Here is a 17,483-nt window from a genome sequence, read left to right as displayed (position 1 = left end):
CCTAAATTATTGATGAATTAGCACAACGGCTGACAACAGGTGATAAAAAAGGCCTCCGAATAAGAGACCTTTGAGCGTTTCAATTGGGCAATCCTGCATAATTGCAGGTATGCCAACGTTATAACGTATGACTAGCGCTCTAGCTGTGCGATCGACTCAATGCTGATCGCGTCATGACGCCAATATTCAATATCGCAATCAATCAAATCACCGTCTTGATTGTAATTAACACGCTCAACCACCATAGCCGAAGAACCCGAAGTCGCACGCAGTGCTTGCGCTGTTTCGCCCAGCAATGATGTTGTGCTCACACGATAACGTATCTTCTGATACACCACGCCAAAGTGCTCTCGGTATATGTCCGTCAACGATTTAGACAAGTCATAATCAAGCAAATTAGGGAACAACTCTGGTCGAATGTAGTTGGTCACATACACAACGGGCCTGTCTTCAAGATAACGAACTCTGTCTACTCGATAAACATCCGAAAAAGGTTGCAGCTCAAGAAGCCTAGTTGCTTCCTTGGTTGCTAACATGCCTTTCGCCGCCACCAACTCTGTTTTTGGCTTACGATTCTGCGACAAAGCCATATTGGTGAAGTTCAGTGTTTGTGTTGGATCGTAGCGCAGTGGCGCTGGAGAGATAAACCAACCACGTCGGTCTTCTCGATAAATTCGTCCTTCCGCTTCAAGTGAAGACAAGGCTTCACGTAACGTAACTCGTGTTGTATCAAACGATTCAGCCAGTTTGCGCTCCGCAGGCAGCTTCTGTCGTGGTGTTAACATCCCCGACTCTATCTGCTCTACGATGACATCTTTGATTTTTACGTACTGCACTTCATTTCCTTTTATTCTTGTTCTTGTCGTCAGCCACTCCTTGGCCAACTGCAATATAAAATAGTTCGTTAGCGTTTACGCCAAGCCTGGGTGCGCTTCTCGAATAACTTGTTGATTAACATATGAATCAACTTCGCGCTCGCTGCCGATATCATGATCATCACCGCCATGGCAGCTGCTGCACCCGTTTGTCCCGCATCATCCATATTCAGTACTGAAACTGACGCAGGTATCGTATCGGTAGAATACAAGAATACTACCGCAGATGTCGTGGTAAGTGCATTAATAAACAGGTATGTCGCAATATCTAAAATCGCAGGCAAACAAACCGGCACCGTCACTTTAAAGAACAGCTTGTATTGCGGTAGGTTAACCGAAGCCGCCGTCGCTTCTATTTCCTCAGGCAGCTGTTTTAATGCGGTTAACGCTGTCATGTGGCCGACTGTGTAGTAGTGAACCACCGTATTAATCACCAAGAACGCCATCGTGCCATACAAGAAGTTGAGTGGGTTACTCAAATCATTAAAGTAGAAGATATAGCCCAAACCCAACACCATACCCGGAACGGCCATCGGTACCACACTGAGCATCTGCATTGCTTGACGAACAGGACCAAATGCTCTGCCCTTCTCAATGCAGTACGCGCCTAAGAAAATCAATACGGTACCGATGATCGCAGTCCAAGCACCGAGGGTTAAAGAGTTGAAAAATGGCGTCCAACCATAAGTACTCATCTCTGCGAAGTTATAGTTATTTAGCGTTAGCGTTTTATTCCAAGGCCAGAAAGTGACCATAGATCCGTATATCGCCATGCCTAGCACGATAACAACAGCCGCTGAAATTACGGTGCAATAGAGTAAACACACGCCATCACGTAGAGTGTTTGGCTCTGGTTGATAAGCGACGGAGCGAGTATCAAACAAGCTCTTCTGCTTCTTTTGAACCCAGCGGTCAACGGTAAACGCAAGCAACGCAGGCAATAGCAATAGGATGCTAGTCACCGCGCCCATAGAGAAATTCTGTTGCCCTACTACCTGCTTAAAGATATCGGTAGACAGAACGTTGTAGCTACCACCGATCACCTTTGGCACACCAAAATCACAAACCACCAGCGTAAACACAACGATCAAGGTACTTATCAAGCCGTATTTTGCCGCAGGTAACGTCACCATGAAGAAGGTTTTTAGCGATGAAGTATTGAGTGCACGTGCCGCCTCATAAAGACGAGCGTCAGAGGTTCTCAATGAAGTAGTTAAAATCATTAAGGCGTGTGGAAACGTCCAGAATATCAGGCCCAGTGAGATACCAATCAAGCCATAAACCGAGTTGCCACCCAAGACTTCTTTAGCGATACCTTGGTTACCAAATAAGAAGATCAAACTAATCGCTGGAAGCAATGAAGGAGCCAGAATAGGCGCTGAACCTAGCACTTGAAAAAGCCCCTTAAAAGGCATGCATGAACGAGTCAAAGCATAGGCATAGCCAAACGCTAATACTCCCACGACAACGGTCACTAACAACCCAAGCGTGAACGTATTGCCTACCGACTGCCACAGGCTTTGAGAAGCAAAATACGTTGCGAAATTCTGTAATCCTACAAATTCTCCGTCTGCATTCTGAACGCTTTTTTTCAACATTGCCCACAGTGGCATCAGGATAAACAGCGTCATGAACACAGACAAAAAGGCCAACAGCCCAAATAGGATTACGTTGTCTTTACTTAATCGAGCAAGAAAAGGCTGTACTCGTCGTTGAATTAACAGCTTAGATTGCATCATTTGAGTCGATTCCATGATTATTTACGCCGCCTCGTCTTTCATCACTTGCAGGCTTTCCGATGGGTAAGCTCTCAGGCCTTCTTGGTCAAACGCCACATAACGAATATCACTGCGACGCAGCTTCAATCGGTTGAACTCTTTGACTGATACATCGACGATGATCTCTTTCGCCGTTGAGTCATGTTGCAATTGACACTCAACACGATAAAACGCCCCTAAGAATTCGCTTGATACGATTCTCACTGGCAAGGATTCACTAAAACGATCAACAAACTGGATTTGCTCTGGACGAACGGCAATATCGAAAACATCACCAAGTTTTGGCGTGAGGTTATCTAAACCCGGCAACGGTAACATCGACTCAGCAATACGTATCTTGCCTTGCGCTGCGACAGAAGCTTGAATGAAGTTCATGCTGCCAACAAACTCAGCCACAAAACGACTGACGGGTTTTTGGTAGATATCTTGTGGGGCACCTACTTGCTCAATGACACCATGGTTCATCACCACAATTCGGTCTGCCATCGTTAGGGCTTCATCTTGGTCGTGCGTCACCATGATAGTGGTGATACCCAACTTGCGTTGCAGTTGGCAGATCTCGTCACGCAGATGTGTTCTTACCTTCGCATCCAACGCAGACAGCGGTTCATCGAGTAGCAACAAGCCTGGAGACAACGCTAATGCGCGAGCCAGAGCAACACGCTGCTGTTGTCCACCAGATAGCTGATTTGGGAATTTCTGACCAGACGTTGGTAAGCCGATAGTCTCTAACCAAGACTCAACCGTCTCAAGGGCTTCTTTGGTCGACATGCCTTGGTTTTTTAGACCAATCGCAATGTTTTCTTCCACAGTGAGATTTGGAAACAAAGCGTAAGATTGGAACACGATGCCAAAGTCGCGCTTTTCTGGTGGCAAGAAGGTCGTATCATTACCGTTCTGCTCAATAGAACCTGAAGTTGGCAAGTCTAGACCTGCAATCGCACGTAATAAGGTGGTTTTTCCACAGCCGGACGGGCCAAGAAAACAGACGAACTCGCCTTTATCTATCGATAGGGAGATGTCTTTTAACGCTGTAAATTGGCCAAATTGCTTTACAACGTTTTCAATATTTAAATAAGTTTGGTTGCTCATACTACAGCACTCTCTATATGGTATATACCAAATTTAAACTGAGAATATTGCAGTTGAGTGACAAATTTATAGAAGCTAAATGACAGTTATATTGCAGATATAATAAGCATTAAAAATTGCTATTTGTTCAGCATTGAAAGTTAGTTCAACGTTGAAAGCCCTCAGTGACTTGCCCATAAATCACTGAGAGCCTAAATGTAAACTTCTAATTTAAACGCTAGATTAATCTATGATTCAACCTTGTCGGCTTTGCCCGCCGCACCTGCGAGTTTGGATAACTGTTTATCTAGCCACAATGGCGTGTCACCCGAATCTTCCGCGTTCTCTTTTCTTCGTACCGCATCACGCACCATCATCGCACCTACCCAACGAAATGGCTCTGGCGGGAAGTGTCCTAACGGGCCTTTAGTTAAACCACTTCGTGTCCAAGCATTATCGATATCGAGTACCATTGCTGACAAAATTTTTCCGCCCATACGGGTTTGAGCAACGCCATTACCCGAGTAACCAAGCCCATAATAAATGTTGCTTTGGCCTTTTAGATTACCGAAAAATGGCAATCCAGTCACCGAACGATCTGAGCCGCCAGACCAGTTGTAATCGAATTCACTTTGTTCCAATTTAGGGAACAGTTTTTGGAACGACTGATTGAGAATCGGCAGGTAGTTAGTGGTTTGGTTAAACATGCTTTCAACTTGATTGGCAAACGAGAACTTATTACCGCCTTTACCCAACATGAGTCGTCCGTCCTGGGTATCTCGGTAGTAGTGGACAAAGATACGCGAATCCACCACCGCCGCCCCTTTCTCTGGGCCAAATTGCTTGAGCTTTTCAGGAATAGGCTTGGTCACCACCATATCGGAAGAGACAACCACAATGCTGCGTTTGAACTCTTTAAAGTGATCGAGCATCCACGCATTGAGCGCTAAGATCACTTTATCGGAAGTTATCGTCCCACCCTCAGTTTGGACGCGAACTGGTGAGCCGTAATCAAGAGAAGTCATCTCTGTATTTTCGTAAATTTCGACACCCAATTCGATCGCAACTCGGCGTAAGCCTCTCGCCAATAACGCTGGCTGCACACTACCCGCAGCTTCTGAGTAGTAACCCTCAATGTGGCGATCAGATCCCGCTTTATCAGCCAAAGAATTGTCGCACTTCTTCCAGCTATTGATACCCTGCTTAACCAGCTCATTAACAACAGGCTCCATTCCACCCTTTTGCGCTTCATTGGTCGCCGTGTAGTAAGTACCGCTTCGATATAGATGCGCGTCAATCTTGTGTTCGTTACAGAAGGCTTCAATCTCGTATATAACCTTTTCCGATTCCTTAACCAACCATTTCGCTTGTTCTTTTCCATAGAGCTTTTTCAGCGTCAGATACTTAGTTGACCACGTCAGCATGCAACCGCCGTTCGCACCAGAAGCACCGCTCCCACATAGGCCTTTTTCAATCACGACAACATGTTTTTCGGGTTGCTGTTGTTTGATTAAAATCGCCGTCCATAAACCCGTATAGCCACCGCCAACAATGGCGATATCACAGTTGACGTCTTTTTGGAGCGGCTTAGCCGAATCTAACCCCGCATTGATGTTGCCAAACTCTTGTTCCAACGCTTGCTTGAACCAATATGAGTAGTGCTTTGTCATTTGTTGTACCTTACTTAAAACCTAAAGGCGTAAAACTAAAAAAGGAAGACCGAAGCCTTCCTTTACTGATCTCTAACTTCTAATGAACTAAATAGTTAAATAGTTAAATAGTTAAATAGTTAAGTAACTGAATAGGTCGTCAGATTAAGATTTTGGCTCTGATTTAGCGTCAAACTTGTCAGACCATGTTTTAAGAACCTCGGCACGTTCACTGCCCATGCGAGCGAAGTCCATTTTTGCCATGTTCTTTTCTACATTAGGGAAGTTCTCTGCTTTGCCTGTCACATCTTCGTGACCAACAACTGGGTACATTTCGATGTAAAGCTCGTTTGCCGCTTTAGAAATAGACCAATCGATAACACGTTTTGCTGCATCAGAAGGCTTAACAAGGCCTACCGCTTCAGATTCCCAGCCGATGCCTTCAGGCGTAATAACTGAAAGTGGAGCGCCTTGAGTTTTCAGCTTAGCGCCACGGCTCGCCATAGAAATACCGATAGCGACTTCACCCATACCGGCTTGAACACATGGCTTCGAACCTGAGTGCGTGTAGTGAGCAATATTTTGGTCTAGCTTCTGCATGTAGTTCCAACCTTGGTCTTCACCCATGTTTTGTAACCAAGCCGAAACCTGCATGTAGCCCGTACCAGAAGACGCAGGGTTTGGCATAGCAATATGGCCCTTGTAGATAGGCTTCGTTAGGTCATCCCAAGACTTAGGTGCCGGTAGGTTCAATTGCTTAGCCACCACTTCGTTAAAGCAAACTGCATTGAAGAATGCATCATTACCGTACCAAGCTTGAGTAGACTGTGGGTCGTTAAGGTTAGCGCGTAATGCTTCTACACCTTGAGGCGTATAAGGTTTCAGGATGCCCTCTTCTTTAAGCAGTGCCATTGAAGAACCAGCAAGTCCCCAAACTACCTCTGCACGCGGGTTGTTTTTTTCGGCCAATAATTTTGCCGTCATGATCCCAGTGGAATCACGTACCCACTTGATGTTGATGTCTGGGTTTTCACTTTCAAATGCGTTCTTGTATTTCGCTAAAATGTCAGTTTCAAAAGCGGTGTAAACCGTCACTTCCTGTGCTGCATAAGCATTACCAGCTAATAGAGTAACTAATGCTGCAAGTGATCCTTTCATAAAACGGTTTTTCATCATTTTCTCCAGTCAGGCCCGATGCCAAGGTTAGAAGTTAGAAGCTCCATCTAGAGGCTTCTATATCCATAAATTCATTTAGGTTGTTAACACACACCTTTCATTGGTATGTACCAGATTTCAAGTATTAAGCTAACTGGCTTTTATGACGATTAAATGAACAAAAAATGGCAATTTAAAGATAGGAAAATTTCTCAACAAAAGTGACAAATTTGAATATTAAGCTTTTGTGAAAATAACGTTTGGGCTATTTACGACCGTTTAAATTGGTTGTTAAAGTAACCGTAAATATTGGTATAGTCCAAAACGCAGATAACGAGAATTGAACATGAGAAACGAATACCTACTACTGACACCGGGTCCTCTATCTACTTCTGAAACCGTTCGCCAAGCGATGCTAAAAGATTGGTGTACTTGGGATGATGAATACAACAAAGACGTTGTTGAAGTGATTCGTAGCAAGCTAGTGACTTTAGCGACTAAGCAAACGGGTTATACAAGCGTACTAATGCAAGGTAGCGGCACCGCTTCAGTTGAAGCAGCAATCGGTAGCGTTATCTCAAAAAGCGGCAAGCTTCTTGTTGTTGACAACGGTGCGTATGGTGCTCGTATTGCTCAAATCTCAGAATACTTAAACATTCCATGCCATGTCGTTTCCCCAGGTGAAACATCACAGCCTGACTTGAACGAAATGGAGACGGCATTGGCTATGGATTCAGACATTACTCACGTTGCGATTGTGCACTGTGAGACCACTACGGGTATGTTGAATCCAATCGAAGACATCGCCAAATTGGCAAAACAGCACAACAAAACCGTCATTCTAGATGCGATGTCGAGTTTTGGTGGCATCCCTATGGATATAGCTGAGTTAGGTATCGATTACATGATCAGCTCGGCAAACAAGTGTATTCAAGGTGTACCTGGATTCGGCTTTGTTATTGCGAAGCAATCGGAACTGGAAAAATGCAAAGGCCAAGCTCGTTCATTAAGCCTTGACCTGTTTGACCAATGGCACTGCATGGAAAGCAACCATGGTAAATGGCGCTTCACCTCTCCAACTCATACAGTGCGTGCTTTCTACCAAGCTCTACTTGAATTGGAGCAAGAAGGTGGCATCGAAGCTCGTCATAATCGCTACCAAACCAACCAAACCACATTGGTTGCAGGTATGCGCTCTCTTGGCTTTGAGCCACTGCTTAATGATGATCTTCATTCACCGATCATTACCTCTTTCTATTCTCCAACTCATAGCGATTACCAATTCAAGGAATTCTATGATCGTTTGAAAGAACAAGGTTTTGTGATTTACCCCGGTAAGGTTTCAAACGCAGACTGCTTCCGAATCGGTAACATCGGTGAAGTGTATCCGTCAGACATTGAAGCTCTCATTGGCGCGGTGAAAAACGCTATGTACTGGGACATCAAATAATGACGACGATCAATCAAGAGCCTATTCTAAAGGCCACACACTTTCGAAGCGAAGGCGATGTGAACACCACGCCAGCACGCGAAAAATGGAACGAATCGCTAAACGATGATGCGACTCAAGTAATGTTAAAGCGTGATGCTGACGTGTTTCTTCATCAAGCCATGTCAACGCCTTGCCTAGACACACTTGAAGCCGCAGAAGGCATCTACATTCAAGATACGACTGGCAAGAAGTACATGGACTTTCACGGTAACAACGTTCATCAGTTGGGTTATGGTCACCCACACATCATTAATAAAGTGACTCAGCAAATGGCGTCATTGCCGTTTTCACCGCGTCGCTTTACCAATGAAACTGCGGTTCAGTGCGCTGAAAAGCTGACACAGATCTGTGGTGGTGACTTGAATCGTGTGTTGTTTGCTCCAGGTGGCACATCGGTGATTGGTATGGCACTCAAACTGGCTCGACATGTCACCAACAACTTCAAAGTCGTTTCATTGTGGGATTCCTTCCATGGCGCGTCACTCGATGCAATTTCAGTAGGTGGCGAAGCGTGTTTCCGCGAGGGTATGGGGCCGTTAATGGCTGGCGTAGAACGTATTCCACCAGCAGTCTCTTATCGTGGTGCTTTTCCGCTTAGAGACTCTTTTTCGCCTCGCGATAGTTTTCCGTTAAGTGAGAGTAGCGCAGGCGGTGAAAGTGAGACCTCATGTGATGTGCATTATGCGGATTACCTAGAGTACGTGATTGAAAAAGAAGGCGGTATTGGAGCCTTCATTGCAGAAGCGGTTCGTAACACAGACGTTCAAGTACCAAGTAAGGCTTATTGGAAGCGCATTCGTGAGATCTGTGACAAACACAACGTCATATTGATCATTGACGACATCCCAAATGGCATGGGTCGTAGCGGCGAATGGTTTACTCACCAAGCGTTTGATATCGAACCTGACATCCTATGTATCGGTAAAGGTTTTGGCGGCGGCTTAGTACCAATCGCAGCCATAATCACAAAAGACAAATACAACACGGCAGCGCAAGTATCTCTTGGTCACTACACCCACGAAAAAAGCCCAATTGGTTGCGCGGCAGCACTCGCCACCATGGAAGTGATTGAGCAAGAAAACCTACTTGAAAAAGTACAAGCGGACAGCGCATTCGTGCGTGGACAGCTGCTTCAAATGAAAGAGAAGTACCCAGTCATTGGTGACGTTCGCGGCATCGGCCTGCTCTGGGGGGTGGAGTTGGTCACTGACCACATCACCAAAACCCGAGCTTTCGATGAAGCAGAAGCCGTGCTTTACCAATGTCTAAACGATGGCCTGAGCTTTAAGGTATCACAAGGTAATGTGATTCAGTTGAGCCCACCATTGATCATCAGTCGCAGCGAACTAGAAGTCGCTCTGGCTGTATTCGAAAAAGCGATAGCAAAAGTCTGCAAAGACTTTGAGTACCTTTAAACCACCTTTTAAAGCATGTCTTGAAGCAATAATTTCAAGCAATTAATAACCTAAAAAATCATTCGTCCCCCAGTACTTTTGAACTGGCAGTGACACAAAAATAGGACATTATTATGAACACAACATCACCTATCCAAGCGGTTATCTTTGACTGGGCTGGCACTATCGTTGATTTTGGATCGTTTGCTCCAACCAGCATTTTCGTTGAAGCATTCAGACAAGGTTTCGACTTTGATATCGACTTAGCAGAAGCGCGTGAACCTATGGGGATCGGCAAATGGGACCACATCCAAGCAGTTGGTCGAATTCCTGCTGTTGACGCTCGTTGGAAGGCTCAGTTCGGACTCTCGATGACCAGTGAAGACGTTGACGCGATCTACGCGGCATTCATGCCTCTTCAAAAAGCGAAAGTAGCCGATCACGCAGCACCTATTTTGAATGCGATAGAAGTGGTCAATAACCTAAAAGAGAAGAACGTGAAGATCGGATCTTGTTCAGGTTACCCACGTGAAGTGATGGATGTTTTAATTCCTGCTGCTGCAGATTACGGTTACCGACCAGATAACGTGGTAGCGACCGATGACTTACCTCAAGGTGGTCGCCCTGCTCCATTTATGGCACTGAAAAACGTAATCGACCTAGGTGTAACTAGCGTTGCTGCGTGTGTAAAAGTAGACGACGCAGCACCGGGGATCGATGAAGGTCACAACGCAGGGATGTGGACAGTTGGACTTGTATTATCGGGGAACGAAGCAGGCTTAACGTATCAAGAATATTTAGATGCAGACGAGACAACACTTGCGGCTGCACGTGAAAAAGCAAGCGTTAAGCTAAACAAATCAAATCCGCACTACCTGATCGATACCATTGCAGACCTACCAGGCGTCATTGCAGATATTGAACAGCGTTTACTGGCAGGAGAGCGCCCATAAGCAAAAGCGAGATGTTCACGTGATATAAAGTACGTGAAAAACATCTCTAATCGCTTTAATTCAAACCCCTACCCAATCATGTATTCATTCGAGTTATACATATTGGGTGGGGATTTTTGCTTTATAAGCATGATAAAGCGCAAGTTTTTTACTTATTACCCGTAGGGCCACTGGTAAATAGACGAGGTTAGGCTATAGCTTAGATATAAGCATTCCAACAAATGATAAAATCAACAATTAAAACATCTTAAATATATAATATTTAACAATTTCATTGACTCTAATACGCAATCAGATTAACAATATAAGTAGCAAGAAAGAAATAGGTTCACCTGAACCAACACCTTGATTTACTTATTATAAGCAGTGTCGTAACCCAATAAGTGATCGTTTTACTGGTAAGTTCAGATAACAATAATAGCTAATCCAAGGATAAGATTATGAAAAGACTGTCAAAAATCATGTGTGCTGTTGTTGCCGCTTCAGGCCTAGCAGCAGCGCCTTCTATTGCTGCAACCACTTATGTAGGTGCAAAAGTGGGTATAGGCTGGCTAGACAGCGCATGTGTAGCCGGTGCTAAATGTGATGATGATGCAATTGGTGCAGGCATCTACTCTGGTTACAATTTTAATGACAAATTTGGTATTGAGCTAAGCTCAGACTTCCTTGGCGACTACAAGACAAGCTTTTCAAAAAACGGTACAACAGCTGCGTTCAGCGACCCACTAATCGCAATCTCGCTAACTCCAATGTACCGTCTAGCAGTACAACAAGAGTTTGATGTATTCTTCAAAGCGGGCCCGGCATACATTTCACACGGTGGCGAAGATGACGTTGTTCTTTCTGCTGGCATCGGTCTAGAGAAGCAGCTTTCTTCTGATTGGGCATTGCGTGTTGAATACCAATATTTTGATGATTTCGACGACAACTACGTTCAAGACCTGAACTCGAACCTACTATCAGTTGGTGTTAGCTACAACTTCGGTACTGGCAACACAACAGCATCAGCGGCGGCTGCAACAGCTTCTGCAGTAGCAGTGACTCAAGCGCCATCTGAGCCAATCACAGAGCCTGCAGTTGTTGTTGAAGAGAAAACGACTGTCGTTGTAACTAAAGCGCAAACAGAGAGCTACTCTCAAGAAATGTTCGCGACTAACAGTACTGAACTGTCTACAGATGGCAAAATTGCATTAATGCCATTAGTTGAAGTACTTAAAGCTCACCCTCAATCAACAGTTGATGTTGTTGGTCACACAGACTCAACAGGCGCAGCTGAATACAACATGATGATCTCTAAGAAGCGTGCAGCAGCTGTAGCGGCATACATCGAAGAGCAAGGCATTGAAGCAGACCGAATTACAGCGTCAGGTGAAGGCGAAGAGAATCCAATCGCATCAAACGATACAGCAGAAGGCCGTGCTCAAAACCGTCGTGTTGACGCAACGATCCCTGGCTTTGAATACCAAGAAGAAGTCAAAGTTGAAGAAGTTGTCGTAGAAGCTACTGAATAATAGCACTCTACCTTAGTTAAAATAATAAGGGCGGAGCACTTTAAAGTGCTCCGCCCTTTTCTTTGTCTGGCTATGCCTAAAAACCGTAAGCGATAAGCCGTAAGCCGTAAGCCGTAAGCCGTAAGCCGTAAGCCGTAAAGATTAGCCTAACGCCAAGCTGTACAATCAGAGACTAGACGATTTCCCAACTATGAGTCATCTCTACGCCAGCACCCAACATTAGACATACAGAACAGTACTTTTCTAATGAATCCGCACAGACTTTAGCAACCTGATCAGGATCAAGGTTGTCTCCAGACACTTCAAAGTGAATATTAATCACAGTAAAGATTTTCGGCGCTGTTTCACGACGTTTGGTTTCAAGCTTTGCATTACAACCAGTGATGCTTTGACCCGCAGATTTCAAACCGTCCACTACATCAACAGAGCTACAACCACCAGCGGCCATGAGCACCATCTCCATAGGGCTTGGCGCTGTAGCACCGCCGCTTCCATCCATAACAATAGAATGGCCTGATTGAGAGTGACCTAGGAATTTAAAGCCTTCGACCCATTTAACTTCTGCTTGCATGTTGTTCCTTAGATGTACGAAAACGTCATCATTATTTGGTGTACCAATCGTAGTAAATAACTGGTCATCCTAGCTTGTTAAAAATCTCGATAACTTCGTTAGAATTTTTGATTGTAGAATAACTACTTATCGGAAAATTCCGCCTTGTTCTCGAGTTTTTTTCCTGCGCTATTTATGATCACTTACTTACTGTGATTGGTATTATTTTATATCAATGCCTACACCCTACTACTGGCGGCATTTATGAGCAAGATTTTCTATTTGAGATATTTTTTCATGAATAGTGTAATTTTTTCCATCTAAAACCTGTCTCTATTCGTACATTCAAAATCGAATGAGAAAAACGTCAAGATGAGGTATCTATGAATAAATTATCTAAAATATTGGTATCACTCGTGGTTGCACTACCACTGATTTCGCTGTTTGTAAGCCAGACTGGCACTGCCAATACAATGGATAAAACGGCTAATTCAGGTAAAACTGAAATCGCGACACTGGCTGGTGGTTGTTTTTGGTGTACAGAATCCGATCTAGAAAAACTGACAGGCGTGACAGACGTTATCTCTGGGTATTCTGGTGGTGAATCAGAAAACCCAACCTACAAACAAGTTTCATCGGGTAAATCTGGCCACATCGAAGTAATCAATGTGACCTATAACCCTGATGTGGTCAGCTATGAACAGGTGCTTGACCAATTCTTCCAACACATCGACCCAACCGACGACAAAGGCTCTTTCGTAGATAGAGGTCCACAATATCGACCTGCTATTTTCTATCATAACCAAGAACAGAAAGACGTCGCTCAAAACTTCATGATGGAGATCGACAAAGCTCAGATCTTTGGTGAACCACTAAAAACAGAACTGATTAAGTTTGAAAAATTCTGGCCAGCAGAAGATTACCACCAAGATTATTACAAGAAGAGCAAAGTTCGTTATAACTACTACCGCTACGCTTCTGGTCGTGATCAGTACCTAGATAAAGTCTTCGGCGATGATAGAAAAGAAAACCCGCAAACGATCCGTCAGATCATCAATGGTAAGAATGCGACAGCCAATGCTAAGACATACAGCAAGCCGTCTGATGCAGAGATCAAAGCTTCTCTAACTTCACTGCAATACGATGTCACACAAGACGACGCAACAGAGCGCCCGTTTGACAACAAATACTGGGATAACAAGCAAGAAGGTATTTACGTCGATATCGTGACTGGTGAGCCATTGTTCTCTTCAAAAGACAAATACAAATCAGGTACAGGTTGGCCGAGCTTTACACAGCCAATCAGCGAGGCTTATGTCGTAACGACTACAGACTACAAGCTGCTTTACCCGAGAACAGAGGTTCGCAGTAAATTTGGTGACTCTCACCTAGGACATGTATTTAAAGATGGTCCAAAGCCAACAGGTTTACGCTACTGCATGAACTCAGCCGCAATGCGCTTTATTCCAGCGGATAAACTGGCAGACGAAGGCTACGAAGAATATGTGGGATTATTCGAGGGCTAAGAATTCAGAAACTGACTATAAACCTCTGAACCTCTAAAAAACAAAGCCAGCATATTCGCTGGCTTTGTTTTTCTAACGCACTAACAAGAAGGGTTAACCTTAGCCTGTTAACCTTATTAACCCGTTAACACCGTATCTTCTGGGTATTTCAACAACGAAGGCTCAGGGCGAGCTAACATGTAAGCCAAAGTCAAAGGTCCGATTCGTCCAATCACCATCACGACAATCATGATGTATTTCCCCGGTTCAGTTAAGTTTGCGGTTAACCCAGCTGTTAAACCAACCGTTGCAAATGCTGAAATCACCTCAAACATGACTCGATCAAACGCTGCCTTTTCAGTAAGCATTAACAAAAACATCGCGGTGGTTAATAACGCCCCACTTACCACAATAATGGCCAATGACTTTGTTACCGCTTGCCAGGTCACAGTGCGCTTAAACATCACCACGTGCTTTTTCTGACGGAGGAACGTCCACGTTGCGACAAAGGCTACTGCAAAGGTCGAAACCTTAATACCACCACCTGTTGAGGTAGAACCTGCACCAATCAACATCAGTACAATCATTACCAGCAACGCAGGCTGTGTGTACTGAGACAAATCCACACTATTAAAGCCAGCAGTACGAGCACTCGCTGACTGGAAAAATGCCGCCAGCCATTGCCCTTGTGTCGACAAGCCCTCCATCGTCGCTGAGTTATTTCTCTCCAATAACCAAAACATCACCGTGCCCACCAACAATAACGTCGGTGTCGCCGTTAGCATAATCTTGGTGTGTAAGTGCAGATGTTGGAAGCCTTTCCGCCAGTTAGTCGACAGGTCGCCCACGACAGTAAAACCTAATCCGCCGAAAATGAACAAGCCTGCTAAGGTAAAGATCACCAGTGGATCGTCAACAAAGCTCACCATACTGTCTGAGAACAACGCAAACCCTGCGTTATTGAATGCGGAAATCGCGTGAAATAACGCGTAAAAGCTCCCTGTTGCCCATCCCATTTCAGGAACCCAACGAAAACAGAGCAATACGAAACCTATAAATTCCGCCACCAATGCAAAAATGATGATCTTCTTCACTAACTTCCTGAGGTTAATCTTACGATCTTGCCCCAATGCTTCTTTCGCTAATGCTTGCTGTTTCAAACTTAGCCGAACACCAAACATATAGAGCAGCACCGCAGAAAGGGTCATCTGCCCTAACCCGCCGACTTGCATCAAGAACATCAGTAAGATTTTGCCAGCCAAGGTGAAATGCTGACCGGTATCAACAACACCTAAGCCTGTCACACTGATCGCCGACGTGGCGGTAAACAGTGCATCCGTAAAGCTTAGACCTGTCACTGAGAACACGGGTAGCGTCAACAATATTGCAGACGGGATAAGTACGCCTAAGAAGCTCGTAAGGATAATCTTAGGTTCAGAGCCTTTACGTGGCTTTTTATCACTCTTAAGCGTGTAGAAAGTACCTTTTCGTTTTAACGAATTCATACTGTTACCTTATTTCCGATTGCCAGTTACCAATTGCGTAGCTTTCTAGATAAGGTCTCTTTCGGCCCAGCGATGATCACCACATCCCCAATTTCTAAACTCACATCCAGTTCAGGTGCTTTAGTTAGGTTCGGGCCTCGCTTGAAACCAAGTACCTCAACACCATTTTCTTTGCACAGCTTAAGGTCACCAAGTTTCTTACCCAAAAAATTAGAACCAATAACAATTTCCGTCATCGCTAAACCGCTGCCAAGGTCGATAAACTCAAGAACGCGTCTATCCAACATTTTACGCGCAACGCGAATACCCATGTCTCGCTCGGGCATGATGATATGATCGGCACCAATCTTAGAAAGGATCTTGCCGTGAAACTTATCGTTCGCCTTCACCCAAACGGCTTTTGCGCCTGATTCTTTTACCACTAGCGTCGTTAGAATACTGGAGTTAACATCAGAGCCAATCGACACCATCACCATATCGTAATCGTCCAGCCTTAGTTCTTTAACTGTCTCTTCGCTCGTACAGTTCGCAACAATCGCTTGTGAAACAAAATTGGCCGCTTCTTTCACTCGCTCTTCATCAATATCGACAGCGAGCACCTGCGCCCCTGAACTTTGTAGCTCTTTGCATACAGATAACCCAAAACGCCCTAAGCCGATAACTGCATATTGTTTGTCACTCATTTATTACTCCACTTACAAAGCTAGGTAGCATCGAAAACAAATAACAAAATTGTCTTCATACAAAAAAACGACTATATATCCATATAGAGATACAATTGTCAGCTAATCGATTGATTTATAAAGGTAGAGAACAAAAGTGATTTCTGCTAATTTCTAACCCATAATTTCTGCGGCAGTACACACAATGAATGAATTCATAACCCAAGTACAAACCTACATCAACCAGAGCCATAGCGATTGGGCAAATAGCGTCCTGTTCATCACTATTGCGAGCTTTTTCGCTTGGGTCGCTTGGCGAATTGTCCATAATCGCCTAGAAATCTTGGTCAAAAAAACCCAATTCCATTGGGATGACCTACTGCTAGAGGCCTTAAAAACACCTGTCAGTACGTTGCTTTGGTGCTGGCCTGCTACCGTGTCTGTTGGCTTGATTCTTCAAGACCAGTTTGGTAATGAAATCAACTGGCTAAGAACACTCAAACACATACTGATCATATCTACGTTTGTTTGGTTTACGCTGCGAATGATCAGTAACTCTGAAGAGTATGTCTTAGAGCAGAAAACCAGAGACGAAACCACAGTACAAGCTATCGCGAAAGTGGCTCGACTGTTCTTTATGGTGATGGGCGGCTTAACCATCATGCAGGCGTTTGGGCTGAGCCTATCGGGTTTGCTTACCTTTGGTGGTGTCGGTGGTTTAATCGTCGGTTTAGCCGCTAAAGATCTACTGTCGAACTTCTTCGGTGGCATGATGATTTACTTCGACCGCCCTTTTAAAGTCGGTGATTGGATACGCTCTCCCGATCGTCAAATCGAAGGTACTGTCGAACGCATTGGCTGGCGCATGACGATTATCCGCACTTTTGATAAGCGTCCTTTGTACGTTCCAAATTCGGTGTTCAGTAGTATTGTGGTAGAGAACCCATCGAGAATGTTGAATCGTAGAATCAATGAAACTTTTGGTCTTCGTTATCAAGATGCAGACAAATTGGCGCTCATTGTTGATGATGTAAGAACCATGCTCGAGACCCACCCAGATATTGATGCCAAACAAACGTTGATCGTTAACTTTGACAAATTTGGGCCATCAACACTGAACTTCTTTATCTACACCTTCACAAAAACGGTCAACTGGATCAGGTACCACAAGGTGAAGCAAGACGTTCTGTTACAGGTTCTGGCGATTATTCATAAACACAATGCAGACATCGCGTTCCCAACACAGACACTCAAGATTGACCCTCAAGACTTTTCTAATGTTCAAGGTCATAACAGCGTTCAAAGCCTAGGTGATAATCAGAATGTTAGCGATCCCAAAGATATGTTGAACTCCCCTACGGAAGGTCATCGATAGTCAACATC

At 44.5% G+C, this 17,483-nt stretch carries 14 protein-coding genes; 6 read left to right on the top strand and 8 right to left on the bottom strand.

Annotated features, from left to right (window positions below; all coding sequences use genetic code 11):
• Window positions 1-131: 131 nt before the first annotated feature.
• From phnR to L3V36_RS06540, 5 genes are all read right to left on the bottom strand, one after another.
• Window positions 132-836 (bottom strand): phosphonate utilization transcriptional regulator PhnR, encoded by a 705-nt coding sequence (gene phnR / locus L3V36_RS06560; RefSeq protein WP_102446795.1) that lies wholly within the window; start codon window positions 834-836, stop codon window positions 132-134.
• Window positions 837-904: 68 nt separating this feature from the next.
• Window positions 905-2,629, bottom strand: a complete 1,725-nt coding sequence (locus tag L3V36_RS06555; protein ID WP_102446796.1) for a putative 2-aminoethylphosphonate ABC transporter permease subunit — start codon at window positions 2,627-2,629, stop codon at window positions 905-907.
• Window positions 2,630-2,635: 6 nt separating this feature from the next.
• On the bottom strand, window positions 2,636-3,745 hold the full coding sequence (locus tag L3V36_RS06550; RefSeq protein WP_102446797.1) for a putative 2-aminoethylphosphonate ABC transporter ATP-binding protein: 1,110 nt from the start codon (window positions 3,743-3,745) through the stop codon (window positions 2,636-2,638).
• A 227-nt stretch (window positions 3,746-3,972) separates the two neighbouring features.
• Entirely contained in the window at window positions 3,973-5,394 is a 1,422-nt protein-coding gene (locus tag L3V36_RS06545; protein WP_102446798.1) for an FAD-dependent oxidoreductase, read from the bottom strand.
• Window positions 5,395-5,538: 144 nt separating this feature from the next.
• A complete protein-coding gene (locus L3V36_RS06540; protein WP_102446799.1) occupies window positions 5,539-6,549 on the bottom strand; it encodes a putative 2-aminoethylphosphonate ABC transporter substrate-binding protein in 1,011 nt (336 codons plus the stop codon).
• 325 nt (window positions 6,550-6,874) lie between these two features.
• On the opposite strand from L3V36_RS06540, the gene phnW reads away from it, so the two are divergent.
• From phnW to L3V36_RS06520, 4 genes are all read left to right on the top strand, one after another.
• Window positions 6,875-7,978 carry a 2-aminoethylphosphonate--pyruvate transaminase gene (phnW, locus tag L3V36_RS06535; RefSeq protein ID WP_076645189.1) on the top strand — a complete coding sequence of 368 codons (1,104 nt, stop codon included), beginning with the start codon at window positions 6,875-6,877 and terminating at the stop codon, window positions 7,976-7,978.
• Window positions 7,978-9,435, top strand: a complete 1,458-nt coding sequence (locus tag L3V36_RS06530) for an aspartate aminotransferase family protein (protein ID WP_102446800.1) — start codon at window positions 7,978-7,980, stop codon at window positions 9,433-9,435. Before phnW ends, L3V36_RS06530 begins: the two co-directional genes overlap by 1 nt.
• Before the next feature lie 113 nt (window positions 9,436-9,548).
• A complete protein-coding gene (gene phnX / locus L3V36_RS06525; RefSeq protein ID WP_065677257.1) occupies window positions 9,549-10,367 on the top strand; it encodes a phosphonoacetaldehyde hydrolase in 819 nt (272 codons plus the stop codon).
• Between the two features lie 440 nt (window positions 10,368-10,807).
• Window positions 10,808-11,878 (top strand): OmpA family protein, encoded by a 1,071-nt coding sequence (locus L3V36_RS06520; RefSeq protein ID WP_017095002.1) that lies wholly within the window; start codon window positions 10,808-10,810, stop codon window positions 11,876-11,878.
• Window positions 11,879-12,050: 172 nt separating this feature from the next.
• On the opposite strand, the gene L3V36_RS06515 is transcribed toward L3V36_RS06520, so the two are convergent.
• Window positions 12,051-12,449: an OsmC family protein gene (locus tag L3V36_RS06515; protein ID WP_065677256.1), complete on the bottom strand. Its 399-nt coding sequence runs from the start codon at window positions 12,447-12,449 to the stop codon at window positions 12,051-12,053.
• A gap of 362 nt (window positions 12,450-12,811) precedes the next feature.
• Here L3V36_RS06515 and msrB point away from each other — a divergent pair, with 362 nt between their 5' ends.
• Window positions 12,812-13,954, top strand: a complete 1,143-nt coding sequence (gene msrB, locus L3V36_RS06510) for a peptide-methionine (R)-S-oxide reductase MsrB (protein ID WP_102446801.1) — start codon at window positions 12,812-12,814, stop codon at window positions 13,952-13,954.
• 116 nt (window positions 13,955-14,070) lie between these two features.
• Here msrB and L3V36_RS06505 read toward each other — a convergent pair whose 3' ends face one another.
• Window positions 14,071-15,438 (bottom strand): TrkH family potassium uptake protein, encoded by a 1,368-nt coding sequence (locus L3V36_RS06505; RefSeq protein ID WP_102446802.1) that lies wholly within the window; start codon window positions 15,436-15,438, stop codon window positions 14,071-14,073.
• Between the two features lie 26 nt (window positions 15,439-15,464).
• Entirely contained in the window at window positions 15,465-16,121 is a 657-nt protein-coding gene (locus L3V36_RS06500; RefSeq protein WP_017079662.1) for a TrkA family potassium uptake protein, read from the bottom strand.
• 184 nt (window positions 16,122-16,305) lie between these two features.
• Between L3V36_RS06500 and L3V36_RS06495 the strand changes: the two genes are divergently transcribed.
• Window positions 16,306-17,475 (top strand): mechanosensitive ion channel family protein, encoded by a 1,170-nt coding sequence (locus tag L3V36_RS06495; RefSeq protein WP_061023261.1) that lies wholly within the window; start codon window positions 16,306-16,308, stop codon window positions 17,473-17,475.
• The last annotated feature ends 8 nt before the right edge of the window (window positions 17,476-17,483 follow it).

The organism is Vibrio sp. G-C-1 (assembly GCF_021728015.1).
GTDB lineage: Bacteria > Pseudomonadota > Gammaproteobacteria > Enterobacterales > Vibrionaceae > Vibrio > Vibrio splendidus.
The sequence above is the reverse complement of the archived record's forward strand: the minus strand, read 5'-3'. Positions and strand labels throughout refer to the sequence as shown.

What these genes read in the sequence shown, in the direction of transcription:
- L3V36_RS06555 (WP_102446796.1), bottom strand. Translation starts at nt 2,629, where the DNA reads ATGGAATCGACTCAAATGATGCAATCTAAGCTGTTAATTCAACGACGA.
- L3V36_RS06550 (WP_102446797.1), bottom strand. Translation starts at nt 3,745, where the DNA reads ATGAGCAACCAAACTTATTTAAATATTGAAAACGTTGTAAAGCAATTT.
- L3V36_RS06545 (WP_102446798.1), bottom strand. Translation starts at nt 5,394, where the DNA reads ATGACAAAGCACTACTCATATTGGTTCAAGCAAGCGTTGGAACAAGAG.
- L3V36_RS06540 (WP_102446799.1), bottom strand. Translation starts at nt 6,549, where the DNA reads ATGATGAAAAACCGTTTTATGAAAGGATCACTTGCAGCATTAGTTACT.
- phnW (WP_076645189.1), top strand. Translation starts at nt 6,875, where the DNA reads ATGAGAAACGAATACCTACTACTGACACCGGGTCCTCTATCTACTTCT.
- L3V36_RS06530 (WP_102446800.1), top strand. Translation starts at nt 7,978, where the DNA reads ATGACGACGATCAATCAAGAGCCTATTCTAAAGGCCACACACTTTCGA.
- phnX (WP_065677257.1), top strand. Translation starts at nt 9,549, where the DNA reads ATGAACACAACATCACCTATCCAAGCGGTTATCTTTGACTGGGCTGGC.
- L3V36_RS06520 (WP_017095002.1), top strand. Translation starts at nt 10,808, where the DNA reads ATGAAAAGACTGTCAAAAATCATGTGTGCTGTTGTTGCCGCTTCAGGC.
- L3V36_RS06515 (WP_065677256.1), bottom strand. Translation starts at nt 12,449, where the DNA reads ATGCAAGCAGAAGTTAAATGGGTCGAAGGCTTTAAATTCCTAGGTCAC.
- msrB (WP_102446801.1), top strand. Translation starts at nt 12,812, where the DNA reads ATGAATAAATTATCTAAAATATTGGTATCACTCGTGGTTGCACTACCA.
- L3V36_RS06505 (WP_102446802.1), bottom strand. Translation starts at nt 15,438, where the DNA reads ATGAATTCGTTAAAACGAAAAGGTACTTTCTACACGCTTAAGAGTGAT.
- L3V36_RS06500 (WP_017079662.1), bottom strand. Translation starts at nt 16,121, where the DNA reads ATGAGTGACAAACAATATGCAGTTATCGGCTTAGGGCGTTTTGGGTTA.
- L3V36_RS06495 (WP_061023261.1), top strand. Translation starts at nt 16,306, where the DNA reads ATGAATGAATTCATAACCCAAGTACAAACCTACATCAACCAGAGCCAT.